The following is a 25,967-nucleotide window of genomic DNA, read 5'->3' as shown; positions in this document are numbered from 1 at the left end:
GAAGTATTGGTTGAATGTGGCTTCAGTATTGGCGCTGGCCGGTGATTCGAGGATTGGCCGCACCGACAATAGACAGGGGAAAACTGACAATGGGCGCAGAAAGGGCCGCCGTGGCTGAATTGGGCGTGCTGATTTATCCCGGCGCGCAGATGGCGGCGGTGCATGGTTTGACTGATCTGTTCGCGGTGTCCAACCGGATCGCTGGCGAGCATCAGGCTGCGCAATTGCCGCTGTTGCGCGTCAGTCATTGGCAGGTCGAAGGTGATCAGCCACCGGCGCGGGTTTACGACAGTCTTCCCGGCACCGAAAGTCATTTGCTGGCGGTGCTGATACCGCCCTCGATCGGCGGATTTTCTGCGTCACAAATGCCCGCCGCTCTGGCACCGTGGCTGCGCGAGCAACACGCCCGTGGTGCGACGCTCGGCGGGGTTTGCGTAGGCTCACTGATGCTCGCCGAAAGCGGTCTGCTCGACGGCCGCAGCGCTACCACCCACTGGACCTCGACCAAGGCATTCGCCGAGCGTTATCCGAAGATCATGCTCAAGGCCGACACACCGATTGTCGATGACGGCGACCTGATCACCACGGCCGGTTTGATGGCGTGGTCGGAGCTGGGGTTGCGGCTTGTCGATCGTCTGCTCGGGCCTAGTATCGCCACCGCCACGGCACGGTTTCTGGTGGTGGAGCACAGCGACAGCGCCAGCGAGTGCGGAAGTAATTTCGCGCCGATCCTCAGTCATGGCGATGTAGCGATTCTCAAGGTGCAGCACTGGTTGCAAGGCACCGGCGCGACGGATGTTTCGCTGACCGCGATGGCCGAACGGGCAGGGCTGGAGGAGCGCACGTTTCTACGTCGGTTTCGTGCGGCGACCGGGTTGAAGCCGACCGAATATTGCCAGCACCTGCGGGTGGGCAAAGCGCGGGAGATGCTCGAGTTCACCAATGGCACGATCGACCATATTGCGTGGACGGTGGGCTATCAGGATCCGGGGGCATTTCGCGCGATTTTCAAGAAGATCACCGGGCTGGCGCCGAGCGAGTATCGGGGGCGGTTTGGTTTAGCCGGTTGATCAGAGACTGTCTTAACTCCTGTGGGAGCGGGCTTGCCGGCGATTCGGTCTTGCAATTGGCCAAGTCGGTGGCTGATCCACAGCGCTATCGCTGGCAAGCCATCTCCCACAGGGTTATCTGTGACGCGTTGGATCGTGCAATTTGCCGGGGATTAGTGAGTCGTCGTGCAGATTGAAACAGGCTCGGTGCCATTACGGTCTCGCCAAGCAGTTGATTAACCGGCGCTTTTCACCGGGTTACCGTTGGCCTGATCTCTGCACCTTTCCTGTCTACATTCATTAGCCTGCCTGAAGGGGGACGCATGACCCCGACACCCCGCAAGAAAATCGTGGTTGCCCACTCCGTTCGCGCCGAAGCGCCGCGGCACGAGGTGGAAACCAACAAGGCCCTGGCGCGCTGGCTGGCGCAGATTCTCGGGTTAAAATTCGGCGGCACTTATGACCCCGCGAAACATCGCGGCAGTGACCTGTATCTGTTGCCGACGCAAACCCTTGTCGGCGCCGCCAGCGCCCAGGCACTTGGGGTAAAAGGTCCCGATGACTTGTGGGGCGGCTATGTCGAATACGACTTCATCTGTACCAAAGCCATCAGCCATGGCCTGCGCAGTCATCTGGCCCACGCGCCGCAAGGCTGGTCGCCGCTGTTCTCTGAACGCGTGCGCAGCGTGGTGCTTGACGGTCTCAGCGTGTTCGCCTTCGAAGATGCGCGGCCTGCCGCCGAGCATTTGTTGTACAGCGGGCCGATCCGTCTGAAGCCGATTCACGCTTGCGCCGGTCGCGGTCAGGAAGTCATCAAAAGCCTCGACGCCTTCGATGAAATTCTTACCCGACCTGAAGCACACGAACTGTTCAGCGAAGGCGTCGTGCTGGAGCAAGATCTGAGCGAGGTCATCACCCATAGCGTCGGTCAGTCATTCATTGGCGACAGCGTGCTGAGTTACTGCGGTGATCAATACTTGACCAAAGATGCTCATGGCGAAGACGTCTACGGCGGCTCGAATTTGCTGGTGGTGCAGGGCGGCTATGAGGATTTGCTGGCGCTGGAATTGCCCGATGACGTGCGTCTGGCCATCGAGCAGGCGCAAGTGTTCGACAGCGCCGCGGATGAGGCTTATCCGCGTTTCTACGCGTCGCGCCGCAACTACGACATCGCCCAAGGGTTGGACAGCAGCGGCAAAACCCGCAGCGGCGTACTGGAACAATCCTGGCGCATGGGCGGCGCCAGCAGCGCAGAAGTGGCGGCACTGCAAAGTTTCGTCAACGACCCCGCAATGCGCGCAATCCGCGTATCTTCAGTGGAAACCTATATTGATCAGCCGCTGCCGGCGGACGCCATCGAGGTGTATCGCGGCCCGGCTGAGAACAGCGAATTTCTCCTCAAATACGTAATGGTCAAATCTTATGACGGCTAGAAGCGAAAGCATTCAAATCGACATTGATGATGAACAAATGAGCGGGACGTTTCTCAGTCCTAAATCGAAGGTGCCGGGGGTGTTGTTTGTCCACGGTTGGGGCGGCAGTCAGGAGCGTGATCTTGAACGGGCGAAAGGGATCGCCGGCCTAGGTTGTGTGTGTCTGACCTTTGACTTGCGCGGCCACACTGGCGGCAGCGGAATTTCGCTGAGTCGGGTTACCCGCGAAGATAATCTGCGCGATCTGCTGGCGGCGTACGATCGCTTGCTCTCCCACCCGGCGCTCGACACATCGGCCATCGCCGTGGTTGGCACCAGTTACGGCGGCTACCTCGCGTCGATCCTTACCTCGTTGCGCCCGGTGCGCTGGCTGGCGCTACGGGTGCCGGCGCTGTACCGCGATGAGCAATGGCACACGCCAAAACGCGATCTGGACAAGGCTGACCTGCGCGATTATCGCGGCGCACTGGTTCGCGCCGACAACAACCGTGCACTGCATGCGTGCTCGCAATTCACTGGGGATGTGTTGCTGGTGGAATCGGAAACTGACGATTTCGTGCCGCACGCGACGATCATGAGTTACCGCGCCGCGTGTCAGCAAACGCATTCGCTGACGCACCGGATCATTGATGGCGCGGATCATGCGTTGAGCGAGCCGGTTTCTCAGCAGGCGTACACGTCGATTCTGGTGGACTGGATTACCGAAATGGTCGTAGGCGAGCGGTTGAGCATTATTCAGTCTTCATAGACTGTAGTGTTCTCTCGGACGCCTTCGCGAGCAGGCTCGCTCCCACAGGGGGCGCATTTCAAATGTGGGAGCGAGCCTGCTCGCGAAGAGGCCGGCAGTCGCAAAACAGAATCAGGACGGTGCTTTCTGGATCCGCAGCGACTTGGCCTTCGCCTCAACAACCAGGTACATCACCAGCGTAATCAGCAGCGGCAACAGGAAGTAAATCGCTCGATACGCCAGCAACCCCGCCACCAGACTGCCTCGCGAGGCCTCGTGTTGCAGCAGCGCCACGAACACGGCTTCCAGCACCCCGAGCCCCGCCGGAATGTGCGTGATGACCCCGGCAATCGCACTGATCAACAGCACGCCAAGCACTAACGGATAATCCAGTTTGCTCGGCAGCAGTGTGAAGATCACTGCGGCCATCAGCGACCAGTTCAGCGCGCCGAGCAGCAGTTGCAGCACTGCCATGCGCAGCGATGGCAAGTTGATCTCCACCCCGCGAATCGACCACTCGCGGCGCTTGGAGAACTGGCACGCCGCGAGATACCCGGCGCTGATCAACAGCAACAACACGCCGATACCCTGCAACGCCGTGCTGCTGATTTTCCAGCCCGGCGGCATGCTCACCAGTCCGCTGCTGAACACCACGCCGGCAATGGTCATGTAGCCGAACCAATTGGTCGCCAGGCTCAGGCCAAGAATCTTGGCGATGTTGCTTTTGCTGACGCCGAGCCGCGAATACAGGCGATAACGCATGGCGATCCCGCCAACCCAGGCGCTGAGGTTGAGGTTGAACGCGTAGCTGATGATGCCCACCGGCAGAATCTGTTTCCAGGTCAGGTCCTGGCGAATGTAAGTGCGGCCGATCAGGTCGAAGCTGGCGTAGGTCAGAAAACTCACGAGGGTGATGCTGGCGGCGATGATCAGCGTGCGCACCTTGAAGTCGGCGAGGGTTTGCAGCACCTCGGCCCATTCGATGCGTGTGGCGAACATCGTCAACAGCACGATCAGCGCGAGAAAGAACACCACCGTCAGCGGACGTTTCCATTTGCTCCAGCGCGAGTGGGTTGCTGGCGCCGAATGGCTGGCGGATGGCGCGTCGGAATGGCTCATGAGCGATCACCTCGAAATGGCTTGAGCCGGGGTTTGTGCGCGGGCAACCAGCCGGCCATTGCCGGAAAGTGCCGCAGGAAGTGGAATACCAGAAAGCCCACGGTCATGTGCCAGATGCGTCCGCGCGGCGACTTGGCGGCATCCATGGCTTTGCAGTGGTTTTGGCTGAGGTCTTCGAGACGCTCGAACAGCATCTGATTGAACGCGCGGTCGCGGATCAACACGTTGGCTTCCAGGTTCAGCGACAGGCTCAGCGGGTCGAGATTGCTCGAGCCGACGGTGCTCCATTCTTCGTCTACCAGCGCGACTTTGCCGTGCAGCGGGCGCTGGCAATATTCGTGAATTTGCACGCCGGCCCTGAGCAGATAGTCATAGGTCATCCGCGCCGCGAGTTTGGCCACTAGCATGTCTGGCTGGCCCTGAAGAATCAGCCTGACATCAACCCCGCGCCGCGCAGCATTACGTATCTCGCGCAGCAAGCGATAGCCGGGGAAAAAGTAAGCGTTGGCGATGACCACGCGATGTTTGGCGCGGCGCAGCACCTGCATGTACACATCTTCGATATCGGTGCTGTGCTGGTCGTTATCGCGAAACACCAGGCGCACCTGGCCGTCGTGATCGGTGAAAGCCATCTCTGCGCGGCGCTGGCGGCGACGTTGCCACCAAAACCTGGCCCGGCCCGGGCGACCGCTTTGCAGCAGGGCAAAATGATGGATGTCGGCCACCGCCGGACCCTGCACTTGCACCGAGTAATCCTGCTTGGCTTCAGGGCCAAAATCGGCGAGGTGATCACCGGAAAAATTGATCCCGCCGATGAACGCAACCAAGCCGTCGACTACAACGATTTTGCGGTGCAAACGACGGAACCAGTTGGTGCGAACTCCGAGGTGTTTAGGGGCCGGGTCGAAGATTTGCAGATGCACGCCGGCATCGCTGAGGGCCGAGAGATAACCGGTGGTTAACTCGCCGCAACCGAAGCCATCGAGGCTGACAGTGGTGCGCACACCGCGCTTGGCGGCGTCGATCAGAATCTCCTGCAATTCGGCGCCAACCTTGTCTTCAAAGACGATGAAGGTCTCCAGCAGGATTTCACTCTTCGCCGCCCGCATCGCGGCAAACACGCGGGGGAAATATTCTTCGCCGTTTTCCAGCAATTCCACGCGGTTGCCGCCCTGCCAGTGGTACTCGACATCGACTTGACCCGGCTGTCGCACAGGCGGGTTGATGCTTATCGGTTCCACAGCGGATTTTTCCATCGGTGCGCTGCTCATAGTTCGATCTCCACCGATAACGGGGCGTGGTCGGAAAGGTGTGACCAAGGCCGGTTCGCCAGCACTTTTGGCTGGCTGGCCTTGAGGTTGCGTACATAGATGCGGTCGAGGCGCAGCGTCGGCAAACGTGCCGGAAAACTGCGCGCCGGTTTGCCGTGATGCTCGGCGAACACTTCACGCAGACCGCAGGGTTTGAGCAGCGCATTAGCTCGCTGGCGCCAGTCGTTGAAGTCGCCGGCAACAATCACCGGAGCATCGTCCGGCAGTTCTGCAAGGCGTTGCATCAGCAAGCCCAGTTGCTCGTTGCGATGGCTCTCGCGCAGGCCCAGATGCACGCAGATCGCATGCACCTCTTTGCCGTCGCCGGGCAGGCGCAGCACGCAATGCAGCAGGCCACGGTTTTCGTGACCGCTGATGGAAACGTCGAGATTGTCGTGGCGGATGATCTGGAATTTCGACAGCAGCGCATTGCCGTGATCGCCCTCCGGATACACCGCATTGCGCCCGTAGGCGAACTGCGGCCAGAGGCTGTCGGCGAGGAATTCGTATTGCGGCATCGTCGGCCAGTTGTCGTAGCGCTGATGATGGTGCTCGTGGGTACCGTGCACCTCCTGCAGAAACACCACGTCGGCGGCGACGCTGCGCACCGCTTCACGCAGTTCCGGCAGGATGAAACGCCGGTTGAGCGCGGTGAAGCCCTTGTGGGTGTTGACCGTCAGTACGGTGAAGCTGCGCACGGATGACTCGACCTCGGCACCTTCGTCGGTGAAACCGACCGGCTCTGAAACACTCATGCCAGCACTCCTTCGCCAGCGGGCTCGCCGGGCGTGGTGGCCAAGTCGCGGTCGAGGTCGAAACGCTGCAGCAAGTTGCGCGCATCGTAGGGCGCGCGGACTTTGATGTCGTTGTCGAAATAGCAGAACACTTCGCGTGACTTGCGCACTCGAGGTTTCAGGCGCGGGGCGATCAGATGGGCATCTGTCGGTTGTTTTCCGTGGTGCCAGGCTTCGATCCGATCCGCCCAACGCTTGAGCGCCGGCGCGCTGTAACCGCTGGCGTAGAGTTCCTCGGCACCGTGCAGGCGCAGGTAGACGAAGTCACTGGTCACGTCTTCGCGATACGGCCATTTACCGCCGGTGTCGGCAATCACCAGTGCGATGTTGTGGCGTTTCAACAGGCGCACGAAGTCGACATCGATGAAGCTGTCATGACGAATTTCGACAGCATGGCGCAACGGTTTTTTTCGCCAGGCTTTCATGCTGGCGTGGCCATGCAGGTGCGAGTCGTGCTGACGGGCGAGGGCGGCGGCAGTTTCGGTGTCGTGGGGTAACAGTGCGAGAAAATGCTCGAAACGTTCGGCGTCGAATCTGAAGTTCGGTGGGAACTGCCAAAGGATCGGCCCCAGCTTTTCCTTGAGCTCCAGCACACCTGAGACGAAGAAATTCGCCAATGGCTTTTCTATCTCGCGCAAGCGGCGGATGTGGGTGATGAAACGCGGCGCCTTCACACTGAAGACGAAGTCGTCTGGCGTTTCGGCGTACCACTGGGCATAGCGCTCGGGTCGTTGCAGGGCGTAGAACGATCCATTGATCTCTATGCTGTTGACCGCTCGCGAGGCGAACTGCAATTCGCGTTTCTGCGCCAGTCCATCGGGGTAGAAATCCCCGCGCCACGGGGCGTAGTGCCAGCCTGAAATACCGATGTGAATCGTTGCCATGCCGCCCTCCCGTTGAAAGTCCTCGTACAGCCTCTGTCTGTTGATGACTGCGGGCGGTTCGGGAAAGTTTCGGCGGTGTTACGGACGGTAGATCCTATATATGCCTTCAGCACGAAGATCAAAAGTGCTCCCCCTCACCCCAACCCTCTCCCCCAAGGGGGCGAGGGGGAAGGGAGCTGATCTTCATGGTTTTCAAGGTCTGAGTTCGCTGAGAACTCGCAAGTCGGCGTACCTCCAGCATTCAACTCGGTCAGTTCCCTCTCCCTCGGGAGAGGGCCAGGGTGAGGGGGCTCTTGAACTTGCCGTGCAATTGCCGATCAGTTCCTTACAGGTTCAGCCAACGGGAGATCGGAGTTTTGATGAAGTTCAGGATCGCCATTCTGCTGGGAGCATTGTTGTTTCTTGGTGCCAGCGAGCTCGAAGCCGCGACACTGCCGGGGTTGCCGGCCGCCACTGAAGAGCCGGCCAAGCCCGAACCGATTGTGCAGGGCGGGTTGCTCGGTGCCATCAGTACGAGCATCGACGACGTACAAGAAAAACTCGACCTCAACGAAGATCTGGTGGATGCCTGGCGCTTGCGCGCCGACCGTGCGGCGAATGAGGTCGACAAACTGGTCAATCACCCGTCGAACCGCTCTGGCTGGAGTGTCGCCGGGGACTTCCTGACGCTGTCCGGGGTGTGGCTTGGCACATTCGCCCTGTTGACCGTGCTCGGCAGCCTGTTGGCTAAACGTCTGCGCGAAGGTCGCTGGTTTCGCACGCACCCGCGCTGCCAGGATCTGCTCGGCTATTTGTTGCCATACATGTTACCGGCGCTGATCTGCCTGCCGTTGACGCTGTACGTCAGCCATTTCCTGCAAGCGTCGGCAGGGCATGCGCTGGCGCTGTGTTTTGCTTATGCGACCAGTAGCGGCATCTTTTCCACGTCAATGCTGTTGTGCGTGGTGGTGATGTTCAATGTCGGGCACAAACGCCCGGCGGCAAAAATCATCCGCGATTACTGTCCGCGCCCCCTGTTCCTGATCGGCTTTCTTGCTGCGCTCAGTGATGCGTTGACCAGCCCGCAAATCGCCCGGCAATTGGGCGGCAATATCACCAGCAGTATTGCGGTGTTCACCGGATTGATCGCTTCGATCATCTTCGGTTTATTGGTGATTCGCCTGCGCCGCCCGGTGGCGCATCTGATCCGCAATCGTTCGCTGAGCCAGCGTCTGAAACAGCCGTCGTTGCAGGAGTCGCTGCGGATTTTTTCCGGGTTGTGGTATTGGCCGATTGTGCTGATGGTGTTGGTGTCGGCGGTGAATCTGATCGGCATCGGCGAGGACAATCAAAAGGCCCTGCGCTGCGCGTTGTTCACCACGGTGCTGCTGATAGGGACGGTGTTTTTGAGCACCATCCTGCAGCACCTGTTCAAGTCGCGAAAGGCCGAGACGATCAAGCACAGCAGTGCTTACAAAGAACGTTTCCTGAGCCTTTTGCATGCGTTGCTGCGGATCGTCATCGCCATTGCTTTCATCGATATCCTCGGGCGGATCTGGGGCGTGTCGCTACTTGATTTCGCGCAGAGCAGCACGGTCGGCCGGGCGATCAGTAATGCCTTGAGCAGCATTGGCCTGATCTTCCTCGTGACGTGGCTGCTGTGGGTGGTGCTCGACACGGCGATTCAAGAAGCGCTGAAACCGCCGGTCAGCAAGCGCGGGGCGCGCCAGCCCAGCACCCGGGTAAAAACCATCCTGCCGCTGCTGCGCAATGCGATCAAAATCATCCTCGTGGTGATTTGCGCGATCACGACCATGGCCAATCTGGGTATCAACGTTGCGCCACTGCTGGCCGGTGCCGGGGTGGTCGGTCTGGCCATCGGTTTCGGCTCGCAGCAGTTGGTGCAGGACGTGATCACCGGGTTGTTCATCATCATCGAAGATACCCTGTCGATCGGCGACTGGGTGGTGCTCGACTCCGGGCATGCCGGCACGGTTGAAGGGCTGACGATCCGCACGTTGCGCCTGCGCGACGGCAAGGGTTTTGTGCACTCGGTGCCGTTCGGGCAAATCAAGGCTGTGACCAATCAATCGCGCCAGTTTGCGTTCGCGTTCTTTTCGGTGCAGTTCACCTATGACACGGATGTCGAAAAGGCCATCGAGTTGATTCGCGAGACCGGCGATTCGATCCGCGAAGACCCCTTCCTCAAATACAACCTGCAAGGGCCACTGGATGTGTTTGGCGTGGACAAGATGGATCTCAACGGCGTAGTGCTCACGGCGCAATTCCGCACGGTGTCCGGCGGGCAATATGCGGTGAGCAGGGCGTTCAATCAGCGTTTGAAGAAGCTTGTGGATAACAGCCCGTCGGTGCACTTCGCGCAGACTTATCCACAGCAGGTTTTGTTGCCGCAACGGCAGGGAGAGCTAGTGCAAGAGACGCCACCTGAGAGTTCGCCGGTGGTGTTGCCGCAGCCTTCTCGGACCTGACAGCAGTTTTGCGCTGGGATTGCTGGCCTCATCGCGGGCAAGACCGCTCCCACAGTGGTTTAGGGTGTGACGGCTATCAAGGCATCACCCAGAAACCTGTGGGAGCGGGCTTGCCCGCGATGAGGCCAGCCCCGTCGATATCAATGCCGGATCAGCTCGCGCTGTAGCTCAAGCATGTTTTCCTGATTCAGTTTCAGCCAAACCTGCTGCTTGCCGGCAATCACCGCCGCAGCAGGAAGGCCATCCCGATACACCAGCCGATTGCTCGCCAGCGCCGGCACTTTTGCCCCCGGCAACAACGTCCCGGCCAGATTCAGCGGGTCAACTCCACACACCGTAATCAAACTGCCGTCAGGCGGCCGGCGTCGCACTTCGCGTAGCAACGGAATCGCCTCTGGCAAGGCAAATTGCTCACCCGCCAGACCACTGACAAAGCGTCCGCCACGAATCTCGCCGCGCGCTTCCAGTCGATGAAACGTACGCAGCAATTCGCGCCAGCTCGGCAACCAGTCGGCCTCACGCTCCAGCAAGCGCCAGAACACCACGCCGTAGCGCCGTAGCAAGGTCATGGCGACGTGTTCGAGTGTTTCGGCGGGGAGGCTCGGGTTCTCCACAACCGGCCTGCGCCGCACCAACGCCCAGCGCCCGGCGTCGTCCATGCCGCCGATAAACGCTCCGCGCCCGCGCCGACTGCTGCGTTGCTGGCGCTTGCTCGCCGGGGTGATCAGCGCACGCAGGCCGGCGAAGCTGTCGGCGTTCACGAGACCGGCGCCCACCAGTTCCTGCAAGGCGATTTCCAGCTCGGTGCGCAGCAGGTGCGCTTCGTGAATCAACTCATCGAAAAACAACGCGCCGTGCTGACTCAAGGCTTCGAACACTTTTTGCGTTTTGGCTGACAGCTCACTGACCGGCGTCTGCTCGGCGAGGCTGCTCCACAAACCGGCCTGACTGCGCGGCAGCAGCACAATCGGTGTGCTGCGCAACGCCGTGCCGCTGACTTTCTGGCGGGCGCTGAGGCGTGTCCACACCAGTTTGCCGTTGCGGCACAAGTCATCCAGCCAACTCGGTGAATAGTCCTTCAGGCGCGTCGGCAGAATGTCGCTGTCCCATGCCGACGCTGCTGCTGCGTAACCTTCGAACTGGCCGACAATCGCCGGCAGCACGGCGCTGCCCTGGCCCTGCGTGCTGGGCGACAGATGCTGCCAGTCAAACAGAAAACGCATGAAGTCCTGTAGCGCCACCGGTTCGATTTCCCGGCGCAGGCGTTTGACCGTGTAACGGTGGATGCGCGCCAGCAGATGCCGCTCGCACCATTCTTCAACTGCCACGCCCGGCGTGAACTGGCCGCGCAGCACATAACCTTCGCGCTCAAGATGAGCGAGCGCCTGTGCGACTTGCGCGCCGGCGAGCGCCAAAGGTTCGGCGATGGCACTTAACGGCAGCGGGCCGAATGCACCAAGCCGCGCACGAATGACCTCGACCAGCGCTTCATCGAAAGTCCAGGCTTCATCGAAACCGGGCAGGGCTTGCTGCTGCGGTTGCAGCGTGGCCTGTGGATAAAGTGCTTGCAGGCACGTCAGTCGTTCTCGCGCCAGCCACAACGAACGTTGTGGGTTGATCTTCAGGAAACAGGCGCGACCAGCGCTGGTCAGTGCATCCAGCCATTCGCGCCACTGTGGGTTGGCCTCAACCTCCAGGTCACTGATACACGCCAGGCTCATCAACGCCTCATGCATTTCATCGAGATTGCCCGGCGCCGGCCAGGCTTCTTCACCCACAGCGCTAATGGCGTCGGCGTCCAGCGCACCGAGGTCGTCGGTGGATTGCGGATCGCTCCAGCGACGGTTGATCACCGCTTGAGTGCGGCGCTCCTCCAGCGGTGCATCGTCGAGAAAGGCATACGGCCGGGCACTGAGGATTTCCGCCGCCAGCGGTGATGGCGCTGGCAGATCGCGGCTGATCAAACGCACCTCGCCAGCCTCCATGCGCCGTAGCAGGGTGAGCCAGCCTTCGCAGTCCATCGCCTCGTGCAGACAATCGTCGAGGGTCTGTTCCACCAGCGGATGCGCGGGAATATCCCGCTCGCCTGCGAGGTTTTCCAGGCAGGCGATCTGATCGGGGAAAACGCTGGCGATCAGGTCTTCACTCTTCATGCGCTGCAACTGCGGCGCGACTTTGCGCCCGCCAGTAAAACGTGGCAACGCCAGCGCCACCCCGGCATTCCAGCGCCAGCGCACGCCGAACAGCGGTGCATCAAGCACTCCCTGAATCAGCAGGTGTTCGGCGCTGTTGCTGTGCAGGTAGCGCCAGACGTCATCGAGTTCGAAACTGTGGCTGGTCGACAGTGACAGCACGATCGCGTCTTCACTGGCCGCCGCCTGCAATTCGAAATTGAAGGTGCGGCAAAAACGCTTGCGCAGGGCCAGGCCCCAGGCGCGATTGATGCGGCTGCCGAACGGTGAATGAATGATCAGTTGCGTGCCGCCGGACTCGTCGAAAAACCGCTCCATCAGCAACGTGTCTTGTGACGGCAGGGCGCCGAGGGTCTGTCGTGCGCGGGCCAGGTATTCGACCAGTTGTTCGGCGCTGGCGAGGTTCAGGCCAAGGGTCTGCATGAGCCAGTCGAGCGCCGGTTGCAGATTGCCGGGGTTGGCGCCGAGCAACTCGTCGAGCGTCGCTTGCAGACGCGCCACGGCGGCCGACAACTCATCGCTGCGCCCCGGTGCTTCGCCAAGCCAGAACGGAATGCTTGGTGGCTGTCCTTGCGCATCCTCGACCCGCACTTTGCCGGTTTCCACCCGCAGGATGCGATAGGACGTGTTGCCGAGTTGAAAGACGTCGCCGGCAATACTTTCCACGGCAAAGTCTTCGTTGACGCTGCCGATGTTGAGGCCTTGCGGCTCAAGCATCACGCTGTAGTCGGCGTTGTCCGGAATGGTCCCGCCGCTGGTCACCGCTGCCAGTCGCGCGCCACGACGGCCACGCAAGGTGCGGCTGACAGCGTCGCGGTGCAGGTAGGCGCTGCGAATGCCTTGGCGGCCGTTGTAGCCCTCGGCGAGCATCGTCAGCAGGGCCTGATAGTGGTTTTCGTCAAGATTTCGATAGGACGAGGCCTGGCGAAACATCGCCAGCAACGCGTCTTCCGACCATTCCCGGCAACTGACTTCGGCGATGATCTGCTGCGCCAGCACGTCCAGCGGTGCTTCGGGGATGTGCAGGGTGTCGAGTTCGCCACGGCGTACGCAGTCAAGCAGGGCGGCGCACTCGATCAGGTCGTCACGGGTGGTGGCGAACAGTCGGCCCTTGGGCGTGCCGCCCACCTGGTGGCCGGAGCGCCCCACTCGTTGCAGAAACCCGGCGATGGAGCGGGGCGAGGCGATCTGGCAGACCAGATCGACTTCACCGATATCAATGCCCAGCTCCAGCGACGCGGTGGCTATCAGCACTTGCAGCTCACCGCGCTTGAGCCGCTGTTCGGCATCGAGGCGAAATTCCTTGGCGAGGCTGCCGTGGTGCGCGGCCACTGCGTGTTTGCCCAAGCGTTCGCTGAGGTGGCGGCTCAAGCGCTCGGCGAGGCGGCGGGTGTTGACGAAAATCAGCGTGGTGCGGTGCTCGCGGGCCAGTTTGGCGAGGCGATCGTAGACCAACTCCCAAACGTCGTTGGCCATGACGGCGGACAACGGCACCGGCGGCACCTCAATGCCCAAATCCCGTGGGCGTGCATGGCCGATATCAATGATGTCGCAGGTCCGATCATGGCCGACGAGAAACTGCGCCACGGCTTCCACCGGTTTCTGCGTGGCGGACAGGCCGATGCGGGTCAGCGGTTCGGCGCACAGTGCTTGCAGGCGTTCCAGGCTCAGGGCCAGGTGACTGCCACGTTTACCGGCGGCCATGGCGTGGATTTCGTCGATGATCACGGTGCGCGTGGTGCCGAGCATTTTGCGTCCCGACTCTGAACCCAGCAGCACGTAAAGCGATTCCGGGGTGGTCACCAAAATGTGTGGCGCGATTTTGCGCATGGCGGCGCGTTCTTTTTGCGGGGTGTCGCCGGTGCGCACGGCGGTGGTGATTTCCAGTTGCGGCAAGCCCATCTGTCGTAACTGTTCGGTAATCCCGGCGAGCGGATTTTGCAGGTTGATGCGGATGTCGTTGGACAGCGCCTTCAGCGGCGAGACGTAGACCACGAGGGTTTCGTCGGGCAGGCCAGCAGGATTTTCCAGGCCGCGGTGGACGAGGTCGTCGAGCACGGCAAGAAACGCGGTGAGGGTTTTCCCTGAACCCGTGGGTGCGGCGATCAATGTTGAGCGGCGCTGCCGGATCAACGGCCATGCGCGGGCCTGAGCGGCGGTGACCGTCGCAAAAGTGTTACTGAACCAGGCGCTGACGGCGGGGTGAAAGCCTGCCAGGGCCGCGTCCGTGGAGAGGGGCAGATTCATGGGACAAGTTAGGCGGGCGAGGGCGGGAAGATGCAAGTACCGCTGGGGATCTCGGCTGGCACGGGGGGCCTCATCGCTGGCAAGCCAGCTCCCACAGGATTTGTGAACACCTCCAACCCGTTGTTGCCTCAACCCACAGAATTTGGAGACACCACGAAACCTGTGGGAGCTTGCCAGCGATGAGGCCACTTACATGGAGGCAATTTTTGGCGATCTGCACTTTAGAAGTGACGGTTGCGCACTAAACCCGCAAAATGCAACGATTCCGGCAATTATCGACGACGGTGCCGCTGGCATCGTCGCCAAAGCCATCGTTCCAATCAGACTGGGCCTGCTGACTTTATGCGAATGCGCCTTATGTTACTGGGCGGCGGAAATGCCCTTGGGCAGGCGCTGATTCGCCTCGGTGCGGAAGAAGACATCGGCTTCCTCGCCCCCCGCCCGCCAGAAGACGGCTGGGATGCCGCGAGCCTGACGCAACTGCTTGACGACACTCGTCCGGATGCGTTGATCAACCTCGCCTACTATTTCGACTGGTTCCAGGCCGAAACGGTCAGCGAAAGCCGCATGGCCGGGCAGGAACGGGCCATCGAGCGTCTGGCCGAACTGTGCCAGCACCACAATATCGTCCTCGTGCAACCGTCCAGTTATCGGGTGTTCGACGGCTCGCGTGCCACCGCGTACAGCGAAAAAGACGAACCGGTGCCGCTGGGCCTGCGCGGTCAGGCGTTGTGGCGGATCGAGCAAAGCGTTCGCGCCGCCTGCCCGCAGCATGTGTTGCTGCGTTTCGGCTGGCTGCTCGATGACAGCGCGCAAGGCACGCTCGGGCGTTTCCTTGCCCGCGCCGAACTGCCGGAAGAGTTGCTCATGGCCGATGATCGCCGAGGCAATCCGACTCCGGTCGACGATGCCGCACGGGTGATCATCTCGGTGCTCAAGCAACTCGATTGCGCGGCGCCGCTGTGGGGCACTTATCACTACGCCGGGCATGAGGCGACCACACCGCTGGCGCTGGGTCAGGCGATTCTGACCGAGGCCCGCAGCCTCCACGCGCTGGCCATCGAAGCACCGACCGCCCAGGCTCACGCCGCACGGCCGGATGCTGCCGAGGAACCGCAGCACGCAGTGCTCGCCTGCAAGAAAATTCTGCACACCTTCGGGATCAAGCCGCGCGCCTGGCGTGCCGCGCTCCCGGGCTTACTGGATAGGTTTTATCGCCATGGCTGAAGGCACTGTTTTAATTACCGGCGGCGCCGGGTTCATTGGCTCGCACCTGACTGACGCGTTGCTCGCCAAGGGTCATTCGGTGCGGATACTGGACGACCTGTCGACCGGTAAACGCAGCAACCTGCCGCTGGACAATCCTCGTGTGGAACTGATTGTTGGCGATGTCGCCGATGCGGCGCTGGTTGCCCAGGCGATGCAGGGCTGCAGCGCGGTCGCGCATTTGGCGGCGGTGGCCTCGGTGCAGGCGTCGGTGGATGATCCGGTGAAGACTCACCAGAGCAATTTCATCGGCACCTTGAATGTCTGCGAAGCCATGCGCCTGACCGGGGTCAAGCGTGTGTTATACGCCTCCAGCGCAGCGGTGTACGGCAACAACGGCGAGGGCGAGTCTATTGATGAAGACACGGCAAAAGCCCCGTTGACGCCCTACGCGTCGGACAAACTGGCCAGCGAGCACTACTTCGATTTCTACCGCCGCCAGCATGGTCTTGAACCAGCGATTTTCCGCTTCTTCAATATCTTCGGCCCCCGCCAGGATCCGTCCTCGCCGTACTCGGGGGTCATCAGCATCTTCAGCGAACGCGCGCAGAACGGTTTGCCGATCACCGTGTTCGGCGATGGCGAGCAGACGCGCGACTTCCTCTATGTCGAGGATCTGGTCGACATTCTGGTGCAGGCAATCGAAAAGCCTGTTGTCGAAATCGGCGCGGTAAACGTCGGCTGGAATCAGGCAATGAGCCTCAAGCAGATGCTCGCCGAGCTGCAAAAGGTTGTCGGAGAGTTGCCTCCGATCAGTTACGGCCCGGCCCGCTCGGGCGACATCCGCCATTCGCGGGCGGACAATCGGCGGTTGCTCGAGCGATTCGAGCTGCCACCGCAAACGCCGATGAACGTTGGTCTGGCGCGGTTGTTGGGGCGCGCCTGAAAAGCCCCTCACCCTAACCCTCTCCCAGACATGAAAAAGGCGCCCTTCAACAGGCGCCTTTTTCACGGCCGGGATTTGTCTCAATCCCTGTGGCAAGGGAATTTCATTCCCCGATCGACTGCACATCAGTCGCCTGCAGTTTCAACCTGCTCACCACCAAGCCTCATTCACCACCACGTGAACGTTCTGTAAATCCGGCTTAGAACTTATAGCCCAAGCCGACCATGTAGATGAACGGATCCACATCCACATTCACGCGTGCCCGAGTGCCCGGTGCAACGGCGTTGTTTTCAACGGTCGCGCGGGTGTCGATATCGATGTAACGCACTTGAGCGTTGAGCATGATGTTGTCGGTGATCATGTAATCCGCACCGACCTGCCACGCCAGACCCCAGGAGTTTTTCGCCTTGAAGTTGCTGAAGCCGTTGGCGCTGGCTTCACTGCCGACGTGTTCGTCGTAGATCCAGGTGTAGTTGATGCCGCCGCCAACATAAGGTTGGAAAGCCGACTTCGAATCGAGCGGGTAGTAGACGACGCTGAGGGTCGGTGGCAGGTGTTTCAGCGTGCCGAGTTTGCCGTTGGCTGCTGGCAGGGCAGTGCCTTTGAGCTTCACGTCATGTTCGAACGGCGTGGCTGCAAGCAACTCGATACCGACGTGGTTGGTGAGCATGTAAGCGAAGTTCAAACCCAGTTGAGTGTCGCTGCTCATGGTCGCCTTGCCGCCCAGATTGGCGCCGCTCAACGGACCCTGATCGACCTTGACGCTGGAACTGTCGGCCTTCGGGTTGACGGTGATTGCACCGGCACGGATCAGGATGTCGCCGGCCTCGTGGGCGTGGGCGAGCGGGGCTGCGAGCGCGAGGGCAACCAGCGAAGCGCTGAGCAAGGACTTGTTCATGGGGGCTCCAAAAGGACATTGAAATTTTCTGATGTCCTATTGTATGAAGCCGTCTGATCCGGTCTTTTGACTCAGCTCAATGAAACAGTGAAGGGGCGGGTTTTTGTGGGATTTTGGAGGGCCTCTTCGCGAGCAGGCTCGCTCCCACCTTGGAATGTAATCTCCTGTGGGAGCGAGCCTGCTCGCGAAAACGATGGGTCAATCAGCACAAAATTACCGGCATTCACTCCGGCAGCTCATACACATAAATCTTGTCTGCCTCCATCTGATACCCGGCATCCGCCAGTTCACTGCTGGACGCCTTGACCTGCATCGGCCCCTCGATCCAGTAAGGCTGATACAGCTCATCGAGCTTCACCCCGAGTTCGCTTTTCACATGCACGATCTGGTTCGACGGTGGTGGCGGCACGTGGATGCAGGCGCCGAAATACGGCACCAGCAAAAAGTCCGTGGTGCGTCCCTCTTCATTGACTTCCAGCGGCACGATATAACCCGGCAGGCGAATGTTCTGGCCGTCGAGGCTCTGCACCACCGGCGCATTCGGCAAGTCCTGTTTGGCTGCTGGCGCCGACTCAGCCGACAGCGCATCGCTCATTTTCGACAGGTCGTGCAGAGGCGTCATGTTCGGCACTTCCGGCGCGGCGTCCGGCGGGATCATTTCCGACCAGGTCAGGTCTTTTGGCGCGGCTGCCCACACGGGCAGGGCGACCAGCAATAACAGCGCGAGCAGTGCGCGGGGCATGGTGAACATCCTCATAAACGGATCGACAGGCCATCGGCCAAAGATTGGCGATAGGCGCGCCAGGCCGGCACGCTGCCCATCAGCAGCGCGGCCGCCAGAATGCCACCGAGCAGCGTCCATTCATACTCGCTCGGCCACGCCAGCGGCAGGAACAAACCGTAATTGGCTTGCACGTAACCCTGCGCGGCAGCAATGCCGATGTACAACAACGCCAGTCCGGCGATCACTCCGGTCAACGCCAAGGCAAAGGCTTCCAGCACCAGCAGACTCGCAATGTGCCACGGTCGCGCACCCACCGAACGCAAAATCGCCATCTCGCGGCGCCGCTCGTTGAGGCTGGTCAGAATCGCCGTAAGCATGCCGATCAACCCGGTCAGCACCACGAACAGCGAGACCACGAACAGCGCTTTTTCGGCGGTGCTCATCAGGCTCCACAGTTCCTGCAAGGCCACGCCCGGCAGGATCGCCAGCATCGGTTCGCCACGGAATTCATTGATCTCGCGTTGCAGGGCGAAGGTGGAAATCTTGCTGTTGAGGCCCAGCATGAACGCGGTGATCGCTTGCGGCGTCAGGTCCATGTTTCGCGCCTGATCCGCGCTGACCCGCCCGTTGCCACGGGCCGGCACGCCGTTGTGCCAGTCGATGTGAATCGCCTCCATGCCGCCAAGGCTGATGTGCAGCGTGCGATCCACCGGCGTACCGGTGCGCTTCAGAACGCCGACCACGGTGAACGGTTTGTCGTCGTGTTTGACCAGGCTGATCGCGGCCACGCCATGGGCCAGCACCAGTTTGTCGCCGAGCTTGTAATGCAGCGCGTCGGCCACTTCGGCGCCGAGCACCACTTCAAATGGATCGGTGGCAAAGGCGCGACCGTCGGCCAGCGCCAGATGCTGTTGGCGGCCGTATTGGTAATGCTCGAAATAGGCTTCGGTGGTGCCCATCACGCGGTAGCCGCGGTGGGAGTCGCCCAGCGACATCGGGATCGCCCATTTCACTTTCGGGTTGTTGGCGAAGTGTTCGAAGCTGTCCCAACGGATGTTGTTGGTGGCGTTGCCGATGCGAAACACCGAGTACAGCAGCAGGTTCACCGAACCGGAACGGGCGCCGACAATCAGGTCAGTGCCGCTGATGGTGCTGGCGAAACTGGCTTTGGCTTCGGTGCGCACACGCTCGACGGCGAGCAGCAGGCAGACCGACAGGGCGATGGCGAATGCAGTGAGCAACGCGGTGAAGCGGCGGTTGGCCAGGCTGGCCATGGCCAGACGAAACAGATACATCTCAGACCTCGGCAGACGTGGCGGCGCGATTGAGCTCGGCCAGGGACAGATGGCGGTCGAACAGCGGCGCCAGACTTTGGTCGTGGCTGACGAACAGCAGGCTGGAACCGGCCTCGCGGCATTCGGCGAACAACAGGCGAATGAAATTTTCCCGGGCGTCGTAGTCCAGCGCCGAGGTCGGTTCGTCGGCGATCACCAGTTCTGGCTGACCGATCAACGCACGGGCAGCGGCGACCCGTTGTTGCTGACCAATGGACAGCGAGTCGGCGCGGCGACTGAGGATGCTTTCGTCCTTCAGCCCCAAATGCGCGAGCAGGGTGGCGGCGGCTTGATCGACACTGCCGTGACGCTGTTTCGCCCGTTCAGCGCGCAATTTCGAGAAGTGGCAGGGCAGCTCGACGTTCTCGCGCACCGAGAGAAACGGCAGCAAGTTGAACTGCTGGAATATGTAGCCGGTGTGGTCGACGCGGAATGTGTCGCGGGCACCGGCCGAGAGTTCGGTCAGCTCCTGGCCCAGCAGACGAATGCTGCCGCGATCGGGTTTTTGCACGCCGCCAAGCAAGCCGAGCAGGGTCGTCTTGCCGCTGCCGCTGGGGCCTTTGAGGAACAGGGTTTCACCCGCTTCCAGCCGAAAAGCCGGGATGTCCAGCAGCAGTGGGTGACCGGGCCAACTGAAGCCCAGGTCGGACAGTTCGATGAGTGCTTGGGTCATGGCGCCAATTTCATGGTTGAACACGGAACCCTGTGGGAGCGAGCCTGCTCGCGAAAGCGGTGAATCAGTCAGCAACGATGTTGACTGTTCGATTACATTCGCGAGCAGGCTCGCTCCCACAGGGGATTTTCGCTGTTTTTAGAATTTCAGCGAGGCAGCCTTCGACGTCACTTCCGTACCTTGCTGGCCGCTTGCGCTGATCAGTTGTACCTGAATTTTCTGAGTCGCCGGGAAGGTGTTGAAGATATTCGCCAGATCCAGCGTTTTCAGTGCGCCCGGAGTCGCGCAGCTGAACTGATAGTGCGCGTGGATTTCGCTGTGGTCGTGGTGATGCTCGTGGCTGTCCTTGCCCGCGTCATCGTCGTCGTGGTCGTCAGCATCCGGCTTGTCGCCGAACAGTGGGCTTTCCAGTTCCTGACTGACCACCTTGCAACCGGCAGCGGCCGGCAGGTTGAACAGGGCCAATGGCTTTTCAAGCTGCGCACGGGCGGCGGCAACCTTGGCCTTGTCGGCGTCCGTGGTGGCGGCGTGTTCGAAGCCCACCAGATTCATCGCCGGGCTTTCCAGCTCAAGTTCCAGCGTCTGGCCATCCAGTGCCGCGTTGAGACGGCCAACGCCATGTTCATGTGCACCGAGGCTACCGTGTTCATGGTCGTGATCGTGGTCATGCTCATTGGCAGCATGGGCGATGGCGAGCGGCAACAGGGCAAACGGCAAAGCGAGCAGCAGACGGCGCATGACGGTCTCCGAACAGTAATATGAAAAGTTTGTTATGTAATCTTATAACGAAAGTGCGCAGAGTTTGCCCGTGCGCTTGGCGTTACACAAGTCCCGTGGGAGCATGCAGGTCAGAAATGTGCGGGAGCGAACTCAATGTTGCGGATACGCGGAACCGTCGGCGACTTGCCGGTGGATTTGACGGTGGAACTGGATGACAGCGATTGGGCCAGGCTCGGTTCGGCCTTGAATGTGCAGGCGCCGGTTGCTCAACCTGAAGGCGTTGCGACGACGCCAGCGGAGAAACCGCTGAACCAGGACGATGCCTTGTGGCAGCTCGCCAAGGATCTGTTGCGCAAGGCCGGGCAACTCAGCGGGCCGGACCTGCTGGAGCAGCTCGAAGGGCTGACCGGCAGCGCGGTGTCAGGCAAGCGCCTGCTGGTGCGACTGCGACACAGTGCGGATGTGAAGGTGATGAGCGGCGGGGATACGCCGCTCTACAGCTGGATCGAGTAGCGCGCAAATGCAAAAGATCGCAGCCTGCGGCAGCTCCTGCAGGTTCAGCGTTCACCCGCAAAACGGGTGGCAACTGCGATCCCCTGTAGGCGCTGCGGCACGCTGCGATCTTTTGATCTTCAATAAAGCGCAGCAAACATCTTGCGACGGTAAACAGTCACCAACGGATGCTCGTTGCCCAACAACTCGAACACCTGCAACAACGTCTTGTGCGGCAACCCCTCGCCATAGCTGCGATTGCGGATAAACAACTTGAGCAAGGCATCCAGCGCCGCTTCATATTGCTGACGCGCCAGTTGCTGGATCGAAAGTTGATACACCGCTTCGTCGTCCTGCGGATCTTTCGCCAGACGTGCTTTGAGGTCGGCGGTGTCCGGCAGATCGCGGGCAAGGCCGAGGAACTTGATCTGGGCCTTGGCCCCGGCCAGCGCGGCTTTGTGCTCATCGCTCTTGACCGCATCAAGCACGGTTTGCGCTTCGTCCAGTTCACCACGTTCAGTCAGGCAACGGGCGTAGAGAATCAGCGCCTTGGCGTTGGTGTTGTCCTCATTAAGCATCACCACCAGCGCCGCTTCGGCATCTGCGTAGCGACCGTCATCGAACAGCGCCTGAGCCTGCTCGAACGGATCGGCTGCGGCCGGCGGCGGCATCTGCACATGCGGTTCGAGCAAGGCGCGCACGGCGGATTCCGGTTGCGCGCCGGCAAAACCGTCCACCGGTTGACCGTCCTTGAACAGCACCACGGTCGGCAGGCTGCGAATGCCGAAACGGGCGACGATGTCTTGCTCGATATCGCAATTGACCTTGGCCAGCAGCAGCTCGCCCTGATAGCTCTCGGCAATGCCTTGCAGCATCGGCATCAACGCCTTGCACGGCGCACACCACTCGGCCCAGAAATCCACCAGCACCGGTTTGTTGAAAGAAGCCTCGATCACCGACTGGTCGAAATCGGCAGTCGTGGCGTCGAAGATGTACGGCGTTTGCTGACTCATGGGGAATCTCGTAAAAGCGTGGATGGGGCAACTATACGGCTTGGTGGGGTGTGGCCGGAAGCGGGGCGGGTTTGAGAGGTGTGTTGCCTGACAGGACGCTTTCGCGAGCAGGCTCGCTCCCACCCTGGAATGCATTCCCCTGTGGGAGCGAGCCTGCTCGCGAAGCTTTTAGTCACGCCGCGCATGGTAAAGGCTGACATGCCGGAATTCTTCCGGCTCAGCCAGATCCGGCAAAGTCATCGCCTCCAGCATCTCAATGCGTTCATACAACGGATGGCGAAAATCCCGGACCCGCGAATCCGCCACCAATGCCTCGCGGCCACGGCTGAGGAACGCATCCAGCAACGGCAGATTCGCCCGGTCGTACAACACATCCGCGACCAGGATCAGATCAAAGCGATCCGCCTCGGCAAAGAAGTCTGTCGAATAACTCATTTGCACATCATTGAGCGCGGCATTCGCCCGACAGGCGGCAATCGCCAGCGGATCGAGATCACAGGCCACCACTTCCAGCGCGCCGGCCTTCACCGCCGCAATCCCGGCGATGCCGGAACCGGCGCCGAAATCCAGCACGCGCTTGCCGAGCACCCATTCGGGAAACTCAGCCAGATAGCGCGCCACCGCCAGACCGCTGGCCCAGCAAAAGCTCCAGTACGGCGGCTCATGCAGGATTCGCTGGGTTTCTTCCTGGCTGAATTCGCGCGCCATGTTGTCGCCGTCGATCAGCCAGAGCTGTAAATCTGTGCCGGGCAACTCGCAGGCCTTGAGTCTGGCGTCGCCGAGCAATTCACCCAATGCCTGTTGCAGGTCGAGCGGTGCATTCATGGTGCTTTGACGAATTGCAGCTGGCCCAACGCCTGCGTGGTCGGCTGGGTGATGGTTTGCGATGGTAGATGCAGGATCAGTTGGCCGGACTGACTCGCCCGGCCACGCAGCTCAACCCGCGCCCCCGCCGGAAAGGCCTCGGGATTGAAACGCACGTGGAATGGCAGGATCTGGTTGTTGCCGATCAGGCTGGAACTGGCGAGCAGTTGTTGCGGGCGATCCTTTGCATCGATCACCAGCAGCGCCAGTTCGACTTCGGCACCGGCCGGCACACCTTGCAGGGTGCCGCTCAGTTCGCGCTGGTGGGCAGGCAGCGGGCCGAGGGCGGCGGCTTGATTGGCTTTTTTCTGCGCCTGCTGCGGCGCCGGGCCTGGTGTCGGCGGTTGAGGCTTGGGCGCATCGCTGCCACAGGCCACCAGCAGGCTGAAAAGACTGAGCAAAACGAGCGGACGTAAAGGCATTGGCAGCTCCGGCAAAATGAAATCCATGGATCAAACGATCATGCCCGTCTGTATACCGCAAACCCTATGTCTTGTCTTGCCACCGGGATGCGCTACCATGGCCCTCCCTTTTTTTGTTGCCAGCCACCATGCACTGTCCCTTCTGCGGTGCCAACGACACCAAGGTCATCGACTCGCGTCTGGTCGCCGAGGGCGAACAGGTGCGCCGCCGGCGTGAATGCCTGGCCTGCGGCGAACGTTTCACGACATTCGAGACGGCCGAACTGGTGTTGCCGCGCCTGATCAAAACCGACGGCAGCCGCCAACCGTTCGACGAAGAAAAACTGCGCGCGGGCATGCAACGCGCTCTGGAGAAACGTCCGGTGAGCGTCGAGCGCCTCGAATCCTCTCTGGTCCACATCAAGCACAAGCTGCGCGCCACCGGCGAGCGCGAGGTCAAATCCCTCGTGGTCGGCGAACTGGTCATGGCCGAGCTGCAAAAGCTTGATGAAGTCGCCTACATCCGTTTCGCTTCGGTGTACAAGCGCTTCCAGGACCTCAACGAGTTCCGCGAAGAAATCGACCGCCTCGCCCGCGAACCGGTGAAAGAATGACCACCGTCGCCGAGCAGGCCATCCTCGACGCCCACTTCATGGCGCGTGCGCTGGAACTGGCGCGCAAAGGTCACTACACCACGCACCCCAATCCTCGGGTCGGCTGCGTGATCGTGAAGGACGGGCAGATTGTCGGCGAAGGCTGGCACGAGCGCGCCGGCGAACCTCACGCCGAAGTCCACGCCTTGCGCGCCGCCGGTGAGCTGGCCCGCGGCGCTACGGCATACGTCACCCTCGAGCCTTGCAGCCACCATGGGCGCACGCCGCCGTGCGCCGAAGCGCTGGTCATTGCCGGTGTCGGCCGAGTGGTTGCGGCAATGCGTGATCCGAATCCGCAAGTGGCCGGGCGCGGATTGCAGCGTCTGGCTGATGCCGGCATTGCGACTGAAAGCGGCATGCTGGAAGCCGAAGCGCGCAGGCTCAATCACGGATTTTTGAAGCGCATGGAGCACGGCTTGCCGTTTGTGCGAGTCAAGTTGGCCATGAGTCTGGACGGTCGAACGGCGATGGAAAGCGGCGAGAGCCAGTGGATCACAGGCCCGTCCGCGCGTTCGGCGGTGCAGCGTTTGCGCGCTCAGGCGGCCGTGGTGCTGACCGGCGCCGATACCGTGCTGGCCGATGGCGCGCGCTTGACGGTTCGCGCCGACGAACTGGGTCTGGATGCCGAACAAACCGCATTGGCCATGAGCCGCCCGCCGCTGCGGGTGCTGGTCGACGGGCGTCTGCGGGTGCCGCTTGATGCACCGTTCTTCAAGGCTGGCCCTGCGCTGGTCGCGACCTGCATGGCCGTCGAAGAGCACTACGCCAACGGCCCGGAATGTTTGATCGTGCCGGGTGATGACGGTCAGGTCGACCTGCATCAATTGCTGGTCGAGTTGGCCAACCGTGACGTCAACGAGGTGCTGGTCGAGGCCGGTCCGCGTTTGGCGGGGGCGTTTGCCCAACTCGGTCTGGTCGATGAGTTCGTGATCTTCATCGCCGGCAAGTTTCTTGGCTCCACGGCGCGTCCATTGCTGGACTGGCCGCTGGCCTATATGAAGGATGCGCCGGAGCTGAAAATCACTGAAATTCGTGCGGTGGGCGATGACTGGCGAGTCACTGCCGTCCCTGTCCTTACGGCGAGCGTATAATTCCCGGCCATCGCGTTAGCGCTGGCTTCGTTCTCAAGGAGAACCCCATGTTTACCGGCATCATCGAATCCATCGGCAGCATCCGTGCAATGACCCCAAAGGGCGGCGATGTACGGGTGCATGTTGAAACCGGCAAGCTCGACCTGAGCGACGTCAAACTTGGCGACAGCATCGCGGTCAACGGCGTCTGCCTGACGGCTGTCGAGCTGCCGGGCAACGGCTTTGCCGCCGACGTCAGCCGCGAAACGCTGGACTGCACCGCCATGAATGACCTGAAAAGCGGCAGCCCGGTCAATCTGGAAAAAGCCCTGACCCCAACCACCCGTCTCGGTGGTCACCTGGTCAGCGGTCACGTCGACGGTGTCGGCGAAATCGTCTCCCGCGCCGATAATGCCCGCGCCGTGGAGTTTCGCATCCGCGCACCGAAAGAACTGGCCAAATACATCGCCCATAAAGGCTCGATCACCGTCGACGGCACCAGCCTGACCGTGAACGCAGTCGATGGCGCCGAGTTCATGCTCACGATCATTCCGCACACCCTGAGCGAAACCATCATGGCTTCCTACAAGCCGGGTCGTCGGGTGAACCTGGAGGTCGACTTGCTGGCGCGTTATCTGGAGCGCCTGCTGTTGGGCGACAAAGCCGCAGAGCCGAGCGCTGGTGGCACGATTACCGAAAGCTTTCTGGCCGCCAACGGCTACCTCAATTCCTGACTGAAGGGGGTGCCTT

23 protein-coding genes are annotated in these 25,967 nt (G+C 61.2%); 10 read left to right on the top strand and 13 right to left on the bottom strand.

Features of this window, described 5'->3' with window-relative positions:
• Positions 1 to 89: 89 nt before the first annotated feature.
• The 3 genes from IEQ42_RS16705 to IEQ42_RS16695 all read left to right on the top strand — a co-directional run bounded on the left by IEQ42_RS16705 (position 90) and on the right by IEQ42_RS16695 (position 3,230).
• Positions 90 to 1,070 (top strand): GlxA family transcriptional regulator, encoded by a 981-nt coding sequence (locus IEQ42_RS16705; RefSeq protein ID WP_210704219.1) that lies wholly within the window; start codon positions 90 to 92, stop codon positions 1,068 to 1,070.
• A gap of 302 nt (positions 1,071 to 1,372) precedes the next feature.
• A complete protein-coding gene (locus IEQ42_RS16700) occupies positions 1,373 to 2,482 on the top strand; it encodes a DUF3182 family protein (protein WP_210704218.1) in 1,110 nt (369 codons plus the stop codon).
• Entirely contained in the window at positions 2,472 to 3,230 is a 759-nt protein-coding gene (locus tag IEQ42_RS16695; protein WP_042561317.1) for an alpha/beta hydrolase family protein, read from the top strand. The genes IEQ42_RS16700 and IEQ42_RS16695 overlap by 11 nt, the downstream gene beginning before the upstream one ends.
• Positions 3,231 to 3,341: 111 nt before the next feature.
• On the opposite strand, the gene IEQ42_RS16690 is transcribed toward IEQ42_RS16695, so the two are convergent.
• The 4 genes from IEQ42_RS16690 to IEQ42_RS16675 are packed head-to-tail and all read right to left on the bottom strand — an operon-like array spanning position 3,342 to position 7,316.
• Positions 3,342 to 4,328, bottom strand: coding sequence for a lysylphosphatidylglycerol synthase domain-containing protein (locus tag IEQ42_RS16690; protein WP_210704217.1), 987 nt, complete (start codon positions 4,326 to 4,328; stop codon positions 3,342 to 3,344).
• Positions 4,325 to 5,599, bottom strand: coding sequence for a cardiolipin synthase ClsB (gene clsB / locus IEQ42_RS16685; protein WP_042561315.1), 1,275 nt, complete (start codon positions 5,597 to 5,599; stop codon positions 4,325 to 4,327). Before clsB ends, IEQ42_RS16690 begins: the two co-directional genes overlap by 4 nt.
• Positions 5,596 to 6,393, bottom strand: a complete 798-nt coding sequence (locus IEQ42_RS16680; RefSeq protein ID WP_210704216.1) for an endonuclease/exonuclease/phosphatase family protein — start codon at positions 6,391 to 6,393, stop codon at positions 5,596 to 5,598. The genes clsB and IEQ42_RS16680 overlap by 4 nt, the downstream gene beginning before the upstream one ends.
• Positions 6,390 to 7,316 (bottom strand): DUF72 domain-containing protein, encoded by a 927-nt coding sequence (locus tag IEQ42_RS16675; RefSeq protein WP_210704215.1) that lies wholly within the window; start codon positions 7,314 to 7,316, stop codon positions 6,390 to 6,392. The genes IEQ42_RS16680 and IEQ42_RS16675 overlap by 4 nt, the downstream gene beginning before the upstream one ends.
• A gap of 356 nt (positions 7,317 to 7,672) precedes the next feature.
• On the opposite strand from IEQ42_RS16675, the gene IEQ42_RS16670 reads away from it, so the two are divergent.
• A complete protein-coding gene (locus IEQ42_RS16670) occupies positions 7,673 to 9,784 on the top strand; it encodes a mechanosensitive ion channel family protein (protein ID WP_210704214.1) in 2,112 nt (703 codons plus the stop codon).
• A 140-nt stretch (positions 9,785 to 9,924) separates the two neighbouring features.
• Here IEQ42_RS16670 and IEQ42_RS16665 read toward each other — a convergent pair whose 3' ends face one another.
• The gene (locus tag IEQ42_RS16665; RefSeq protein ID WP_210704213.1) at positions 9,925 to 14,223 is read right to left on the bottom strand and encodes a DEAD/DEAH box helicase; all 4,299 of its coding nucleotides are present in this window, start codon (positions 14,221 to 14,223) and stop codon (positions 9,925 to 9,927) included.
• Positions 14,224 to 14,565: 342 nt separating this feature from the next.
• Between IEQ42_RS16665 and IEQ42_RS16660 the strand changes: the two genes are divergently transcribed.
• Both IEQ42_RS16660 and IEQ42_RS16655 read left to right on the top strand, forming a co-directional pair.
• Positions 14,566 to 15,450, top strand: coding sequence for a sugar nucleotide-binding protein (locus tag IEQ42_RS16660; protein ID WP_210704212.1), 885 nt, complete (start codon positions 14,566 to 14,568; stop codon positions 15,448 to 15,450).
• The gene (locus IEQ42_RS16655) at positions 15,443 to 16,375 is read left to right on the top strand and encodes an NAD-dependent epimerase/dehydratase family protein (protein WP_210704211.1); all 933 of its coding nucleotides are present in this window, start codon (positions 15,443 to 15,445) and stop codon (positions 16,373 to 16,375) included. The genes IEQ42_RS16660 and IEQ42_RS16655 overlap by 8 nt, the downstream gene beginning before the upstream one ends.
• A 199-nt stretch (positions 16,376 to 16,574) precedes the next feature.
• Here the strand turns inward: IEQ42_RS16655 and IEQ42_RS16650 are convergent, their stop codons facing one another.
• The 5 genes from IEQ42_RS16650 to IEQ42_RS16630 form a co-directional block, all read right to left on the bottom strand.
• The gene (locus tag IEQ42_RS16650; RefSeq protein WP_042561309.1) at positions 16,575 to 17,273 is read right to left on the bottom strand and encodes an OmpW/AlkL family protein; all 699 of its coding nucleotides are present in this window, start codon (positions 17,271 to 17,273) and stop codon (positions 16,575 to 16,577) included.
• Positions 17,274 to 17,496: 223 nt separating this feature from the next.
• Positions 17,497 to 18,015, bottom strand: a complete 519-nt coding sequence (locus tag IEQ42_RS16645; RefSeq protein WP_042562226.1) for a DUF3299 domain-containing protein — start codon at positions 18,013 to 18,015, stop codon at positions 17,497 to 17,499.
• Between the two features lie 11 nt (positions 18,016 to 18,026).
• Entirely contained in the window at positions 18,027 to 19,292 is a 1,266-nt protein-coding gene (locus tag IEQ42_RS16640) for an ABC transporter permease (RefSeq protein WP_115146462.1), read from the bottom strand.
• A 1-nt stretch (position 19,293) separates the two neighbouring features.
• A complete protein-coding gene (locus IEQ42_RS16635; RefSeq protein WP_042561307.1) occupies positions 19,294 to 20,004 on the bottom strand; it encodes an ABC transporter ATP-binding protein in 711 nt (236 codons plus the stop codon).
• A 138-nt stretch (positions 20,005 to 20,142) separates the two neighbouring features.
• Positions 20,143 to 20,742, bottom strand: coding sequence for a DUF2796 domain-containing protein (locus IEQ42_RS16630; RefSeq protein ID WP_210704210.1), 600 nt, complete (start codon positions 20,740 to 20,742; stop codon positions 20,143 to 20,145).
• A gap of 135 nt (positions 20,743 to 20,877) precedes the next feature.
• On the opposite strand from IEQ42_RS16630, the gene IEQ42_RS16625 reads away from it, so the two are divergent.
• Positions 20,878 to 21,237: a hypothetical protein gene (locus tag IEQ42_RS16625; protein ID WP_210704209.1), complete on the top strand. Its 360-nt coding sequence runs from the start codon at positions 20,878 to 20,880 to the stop codon at positions 21,235 to 21,237.
• Between the two features lie 119 nt (positions 21,238 to 21,356).
• Here the strand turns inward: IEQ42_RS16625 and trxA are convergent, their stop codons facing one another.
• The 3 genes from trxA to IEQ42_RS16610 all read right to left on the bottom strand — a co-directional run bounded on the left by trxA (position 21,357) and on the right by IEQ42_RS16610 (position 23,515).
• Positions 21,357 to 22,229, bottom strand: coding sequence for a thioredoxin (gene trxA / locus IEQ42_RS16620; protein ID WP_210704208.1), 873 nt, complete (start codon positions 22,227 to 22,229; stop codon positions 21,357 to 21,359).
• A gap of 168 nt (positions 22,230 to 22,397) precedes the next feature.
• Positions 22,398 to 23,054: a class I SAM-dependent methyltransferase gene (locus tag IEQ42_RS16615; RefSeq protein WP_210704207.1), complete on the bottom strand. Its 657-nt coding sequence runs from the start codon at positions 23,052 to 23,054 to the stop codon at positions 22,398 to 22,400.
• Positions 23,051 to 23,515, bottom strand: coding sequence for a YbaY family lipoprotein (locus tag IEQ42_RS16610; RefSeq protein WP_042562223.1), 465 nt, complete (start codon positions 23,513 to 23,515; stop codon positions 23,051 to 23,053). Before IEQ42_RS16610 ends, IEQ42_RS16615 begins: the two co-directional genes overlap by 4 nt.
• 128 nt (positions 23,516 to 23,643) lie before the next feature.
• Between IEQ42_RS16610 and nrdR the strand changes: the two genes are divergently transcribed.
• From nrdR to IEQ42_RS16595, 3 genes are read left to right on the top strand one after another with little or no spacing between them, the layout of a single operon-like run.
• Positions 23,644 to 24,108 carry a transcriptional regulator NrdR gene (gene nrdR, locus IEQ42_RS16605; protein ID WP_007910946.1) on the top strand — a complete coding sequence of 155 codons (465 nt, stop codon included), beginning with the start codon at positions 23,644 to 23,646 and terminating at the stop codon, positions 24,106 to 24,108.
• Positions 24,105 to 25,238 carry a bifunctional diaminohydroxyphosphoribosylaminopyrimidine deaminase/5-amino-6-(5-phosphoribosylamino)uracil reductase RibD gene (gene ribD, locus IEQ42_RS16600; protein WP_210704206.1) on the top strand — a complete coding sequence of 378 codons (1,134 nt, stop codon included), beginning with the start codon at positions 24,105 to 24,107 and terminating at the stop codon, positions 25,236 to 25,238. Before nrdR ends, ribD begins: the two co-directional genes overlap by 4 nt.
• Before the next feature lie 47 nt (positions 25,239 to 25,285).
• Positions 25,286 to 25,951, top strand: coding sequence for a riboflavin synthase (locus IEQ42_RS16595; RefSeq protein ID WP_042561299.1), 666 nt, complete (start codon positions 25,286 to 25,288; stop codon positions 25,949 to 25,951).
• Positions 25,952 to 25,967 lie beyond the last annotated feature (16 nt).

It is taken from the genome of Pseudomonas iridis, from assembly GCF_017980685.1.
Lineage (GTDB): Bacteria > Pseudomonadota > Gammaproteobacteria > Pseudomonadales > Pseudomonadaceae > Aquipseudomonas > Aquipseudomonas iridis.
This window is presented reverse-complemented; position numbering and strand designations above follow the sequence as displayed.

Coding starts and splice junctions, on each gene's coding strand:
- IEQ42_RS16705 (WP_210704219.1), top strand. CDS start 90: ATGGGCGCAGAAAGGGCCGCCGTGGCTGAATTGGGCGTGCTGATTTAT.
- IEQ42_RS16700 (WP_210704218.1), top strand. CDS start 1,373: ATGACCCCGACACCCCGCAAGAAAATCGTGGTTGCCCACTCCGTTCGC.
- IEQ42_RS16695 (WP_042561317.1), top strand. CDS start 2,472: ATGACGGCTAGAAGCGAAAGCATTCAAATCGACATTGATGATGAACAA.
- IEQ42_RS16690 (WP_210704217.1), bottom strand. CDS start 4,328: ATGAGCCATTCCGACGCGCCATCCGCCAGCCATTCGGCGCCAGCAACC.
- clsB (WP_042561315.1), bottom strand. CDS start 5,599: ATGAGCAGCGCACCGATGGAAAAATCCGCTGTGGAACCGATAAGCATC.
- IEQ42_RS16680 (WP_210704216.1), bottom strand. CDS start 6,393: ATGAGTGTTTCAGAGCCGGTCGGTTTCACCGACGAAGGTGCCGAGGTC.
- IEQ42_RS16675 (WP_210704215.1), bottom strand. CDS start 7,316: ATGGCAACGATTCACATCGGTATTTCAGGCTGGCACTACGCCCCGTGG.
- IEQ42_RS16665 (WP_210704213.1), bottom strand. CDS start 14,223: ATGAATCTGCCCCTCTCCACGGACGCGGCCCTGGCAGGCTTTCACCCC.
- IEQ42_RS16660 (WP_210704212.1), top strand. CDS start 14,566: ATGCGAATGCGCCTTATGTTACTGGGCGGCGGAAATGCCCTTGGGCAG.
- IEQ42_RS16655 (WP_210704211.1), top strand. CDS start 15,443: ATGGCTGAAGGCACTGTTTTAATTACCGGCGGCGCCGGGTTCATTGGC.
- IEQ42_RS16650 (WP_042561309.1), bottom strand. CDS start 17,273: ATGAACAAGTCCTTGCTCAGCGCTTCGCTGGTTGCCCTCGCGCTCGCA.
- IEQ42_RS16645 (WP_042562226.1), bottom strand. CDS start 18,015: ATGCCCCGCGCACTGCTCGCGCTGTTATTGCTGGTCGCCCTGCCCGTG.
- IEQ42_RS16640 (WP_115146462.1), bottom strand. CDS start 19,292: ATGTATCTGTTTCGTCTGGCCATGGCCAGCCTGGCCAACCGCCGCTTC.
- IEQ42_RS16635 (WP_042561307.1), bottom strand. CDS start 20,004: ATGACCCAAGCACTCATCGAACTGTCCGACCTGGGCTTCAGTTGGCCC.
- IEQ42_RS16630 (WP_210704210.1), bottom strand. CDS start 20,742: ATGCGCCGTCTGCTGCTCGCTTTGCCGTTTGCCCTGTTGCCGCTCGCC.
- IEQ42_RS16625 (WP_210704209.1), top strand. CDS start 20,878: ATGTTGCGGATACGCGGAACCGTCGGCGACTTGCCGGTGGATTTGACG.
- trxA (WP_210704208.1), bottom strand. CDS start 22,229: ATGAGTCAGCAAACGCCGTACATCTTCGACGCCACGACTGCCGATTTC.
- IEQ42_RS16615 (WP_210704207.1), bottom strand. CDS start 23,054: ATGAATGCACCGCTCGACCTGCAACAGGCATTGGGTGAATTGCTCGGC.
- IEQ42_RS16610 (WP_042562223.1), bottom strand. CDS start 23,515: ATGCCTTTACGTCCGCTCGTTTTGCTCAGTCTTTTCAGCCTGCTGGTG.
- nrdR (WP_007910946.1), top strand. CDS start 23,644: ATGCACTGTCCCTTCTGCGGTGCCAACGACACCAAGGTCATCGACTCG.
- ribD (WP_210704206.1), top strand. CDS start 24,105: ATGACCACCGTCGCCGAGCAGGCCATCCTCGACGCCCACTTCATGGCG.
- IEQ42_RS16595 (WP_042561299.1), top strand. CDS start 25,286: ATGTTTACCGGCATCATCGAATCCATCGGCAGCATCCGTGCAATGACC.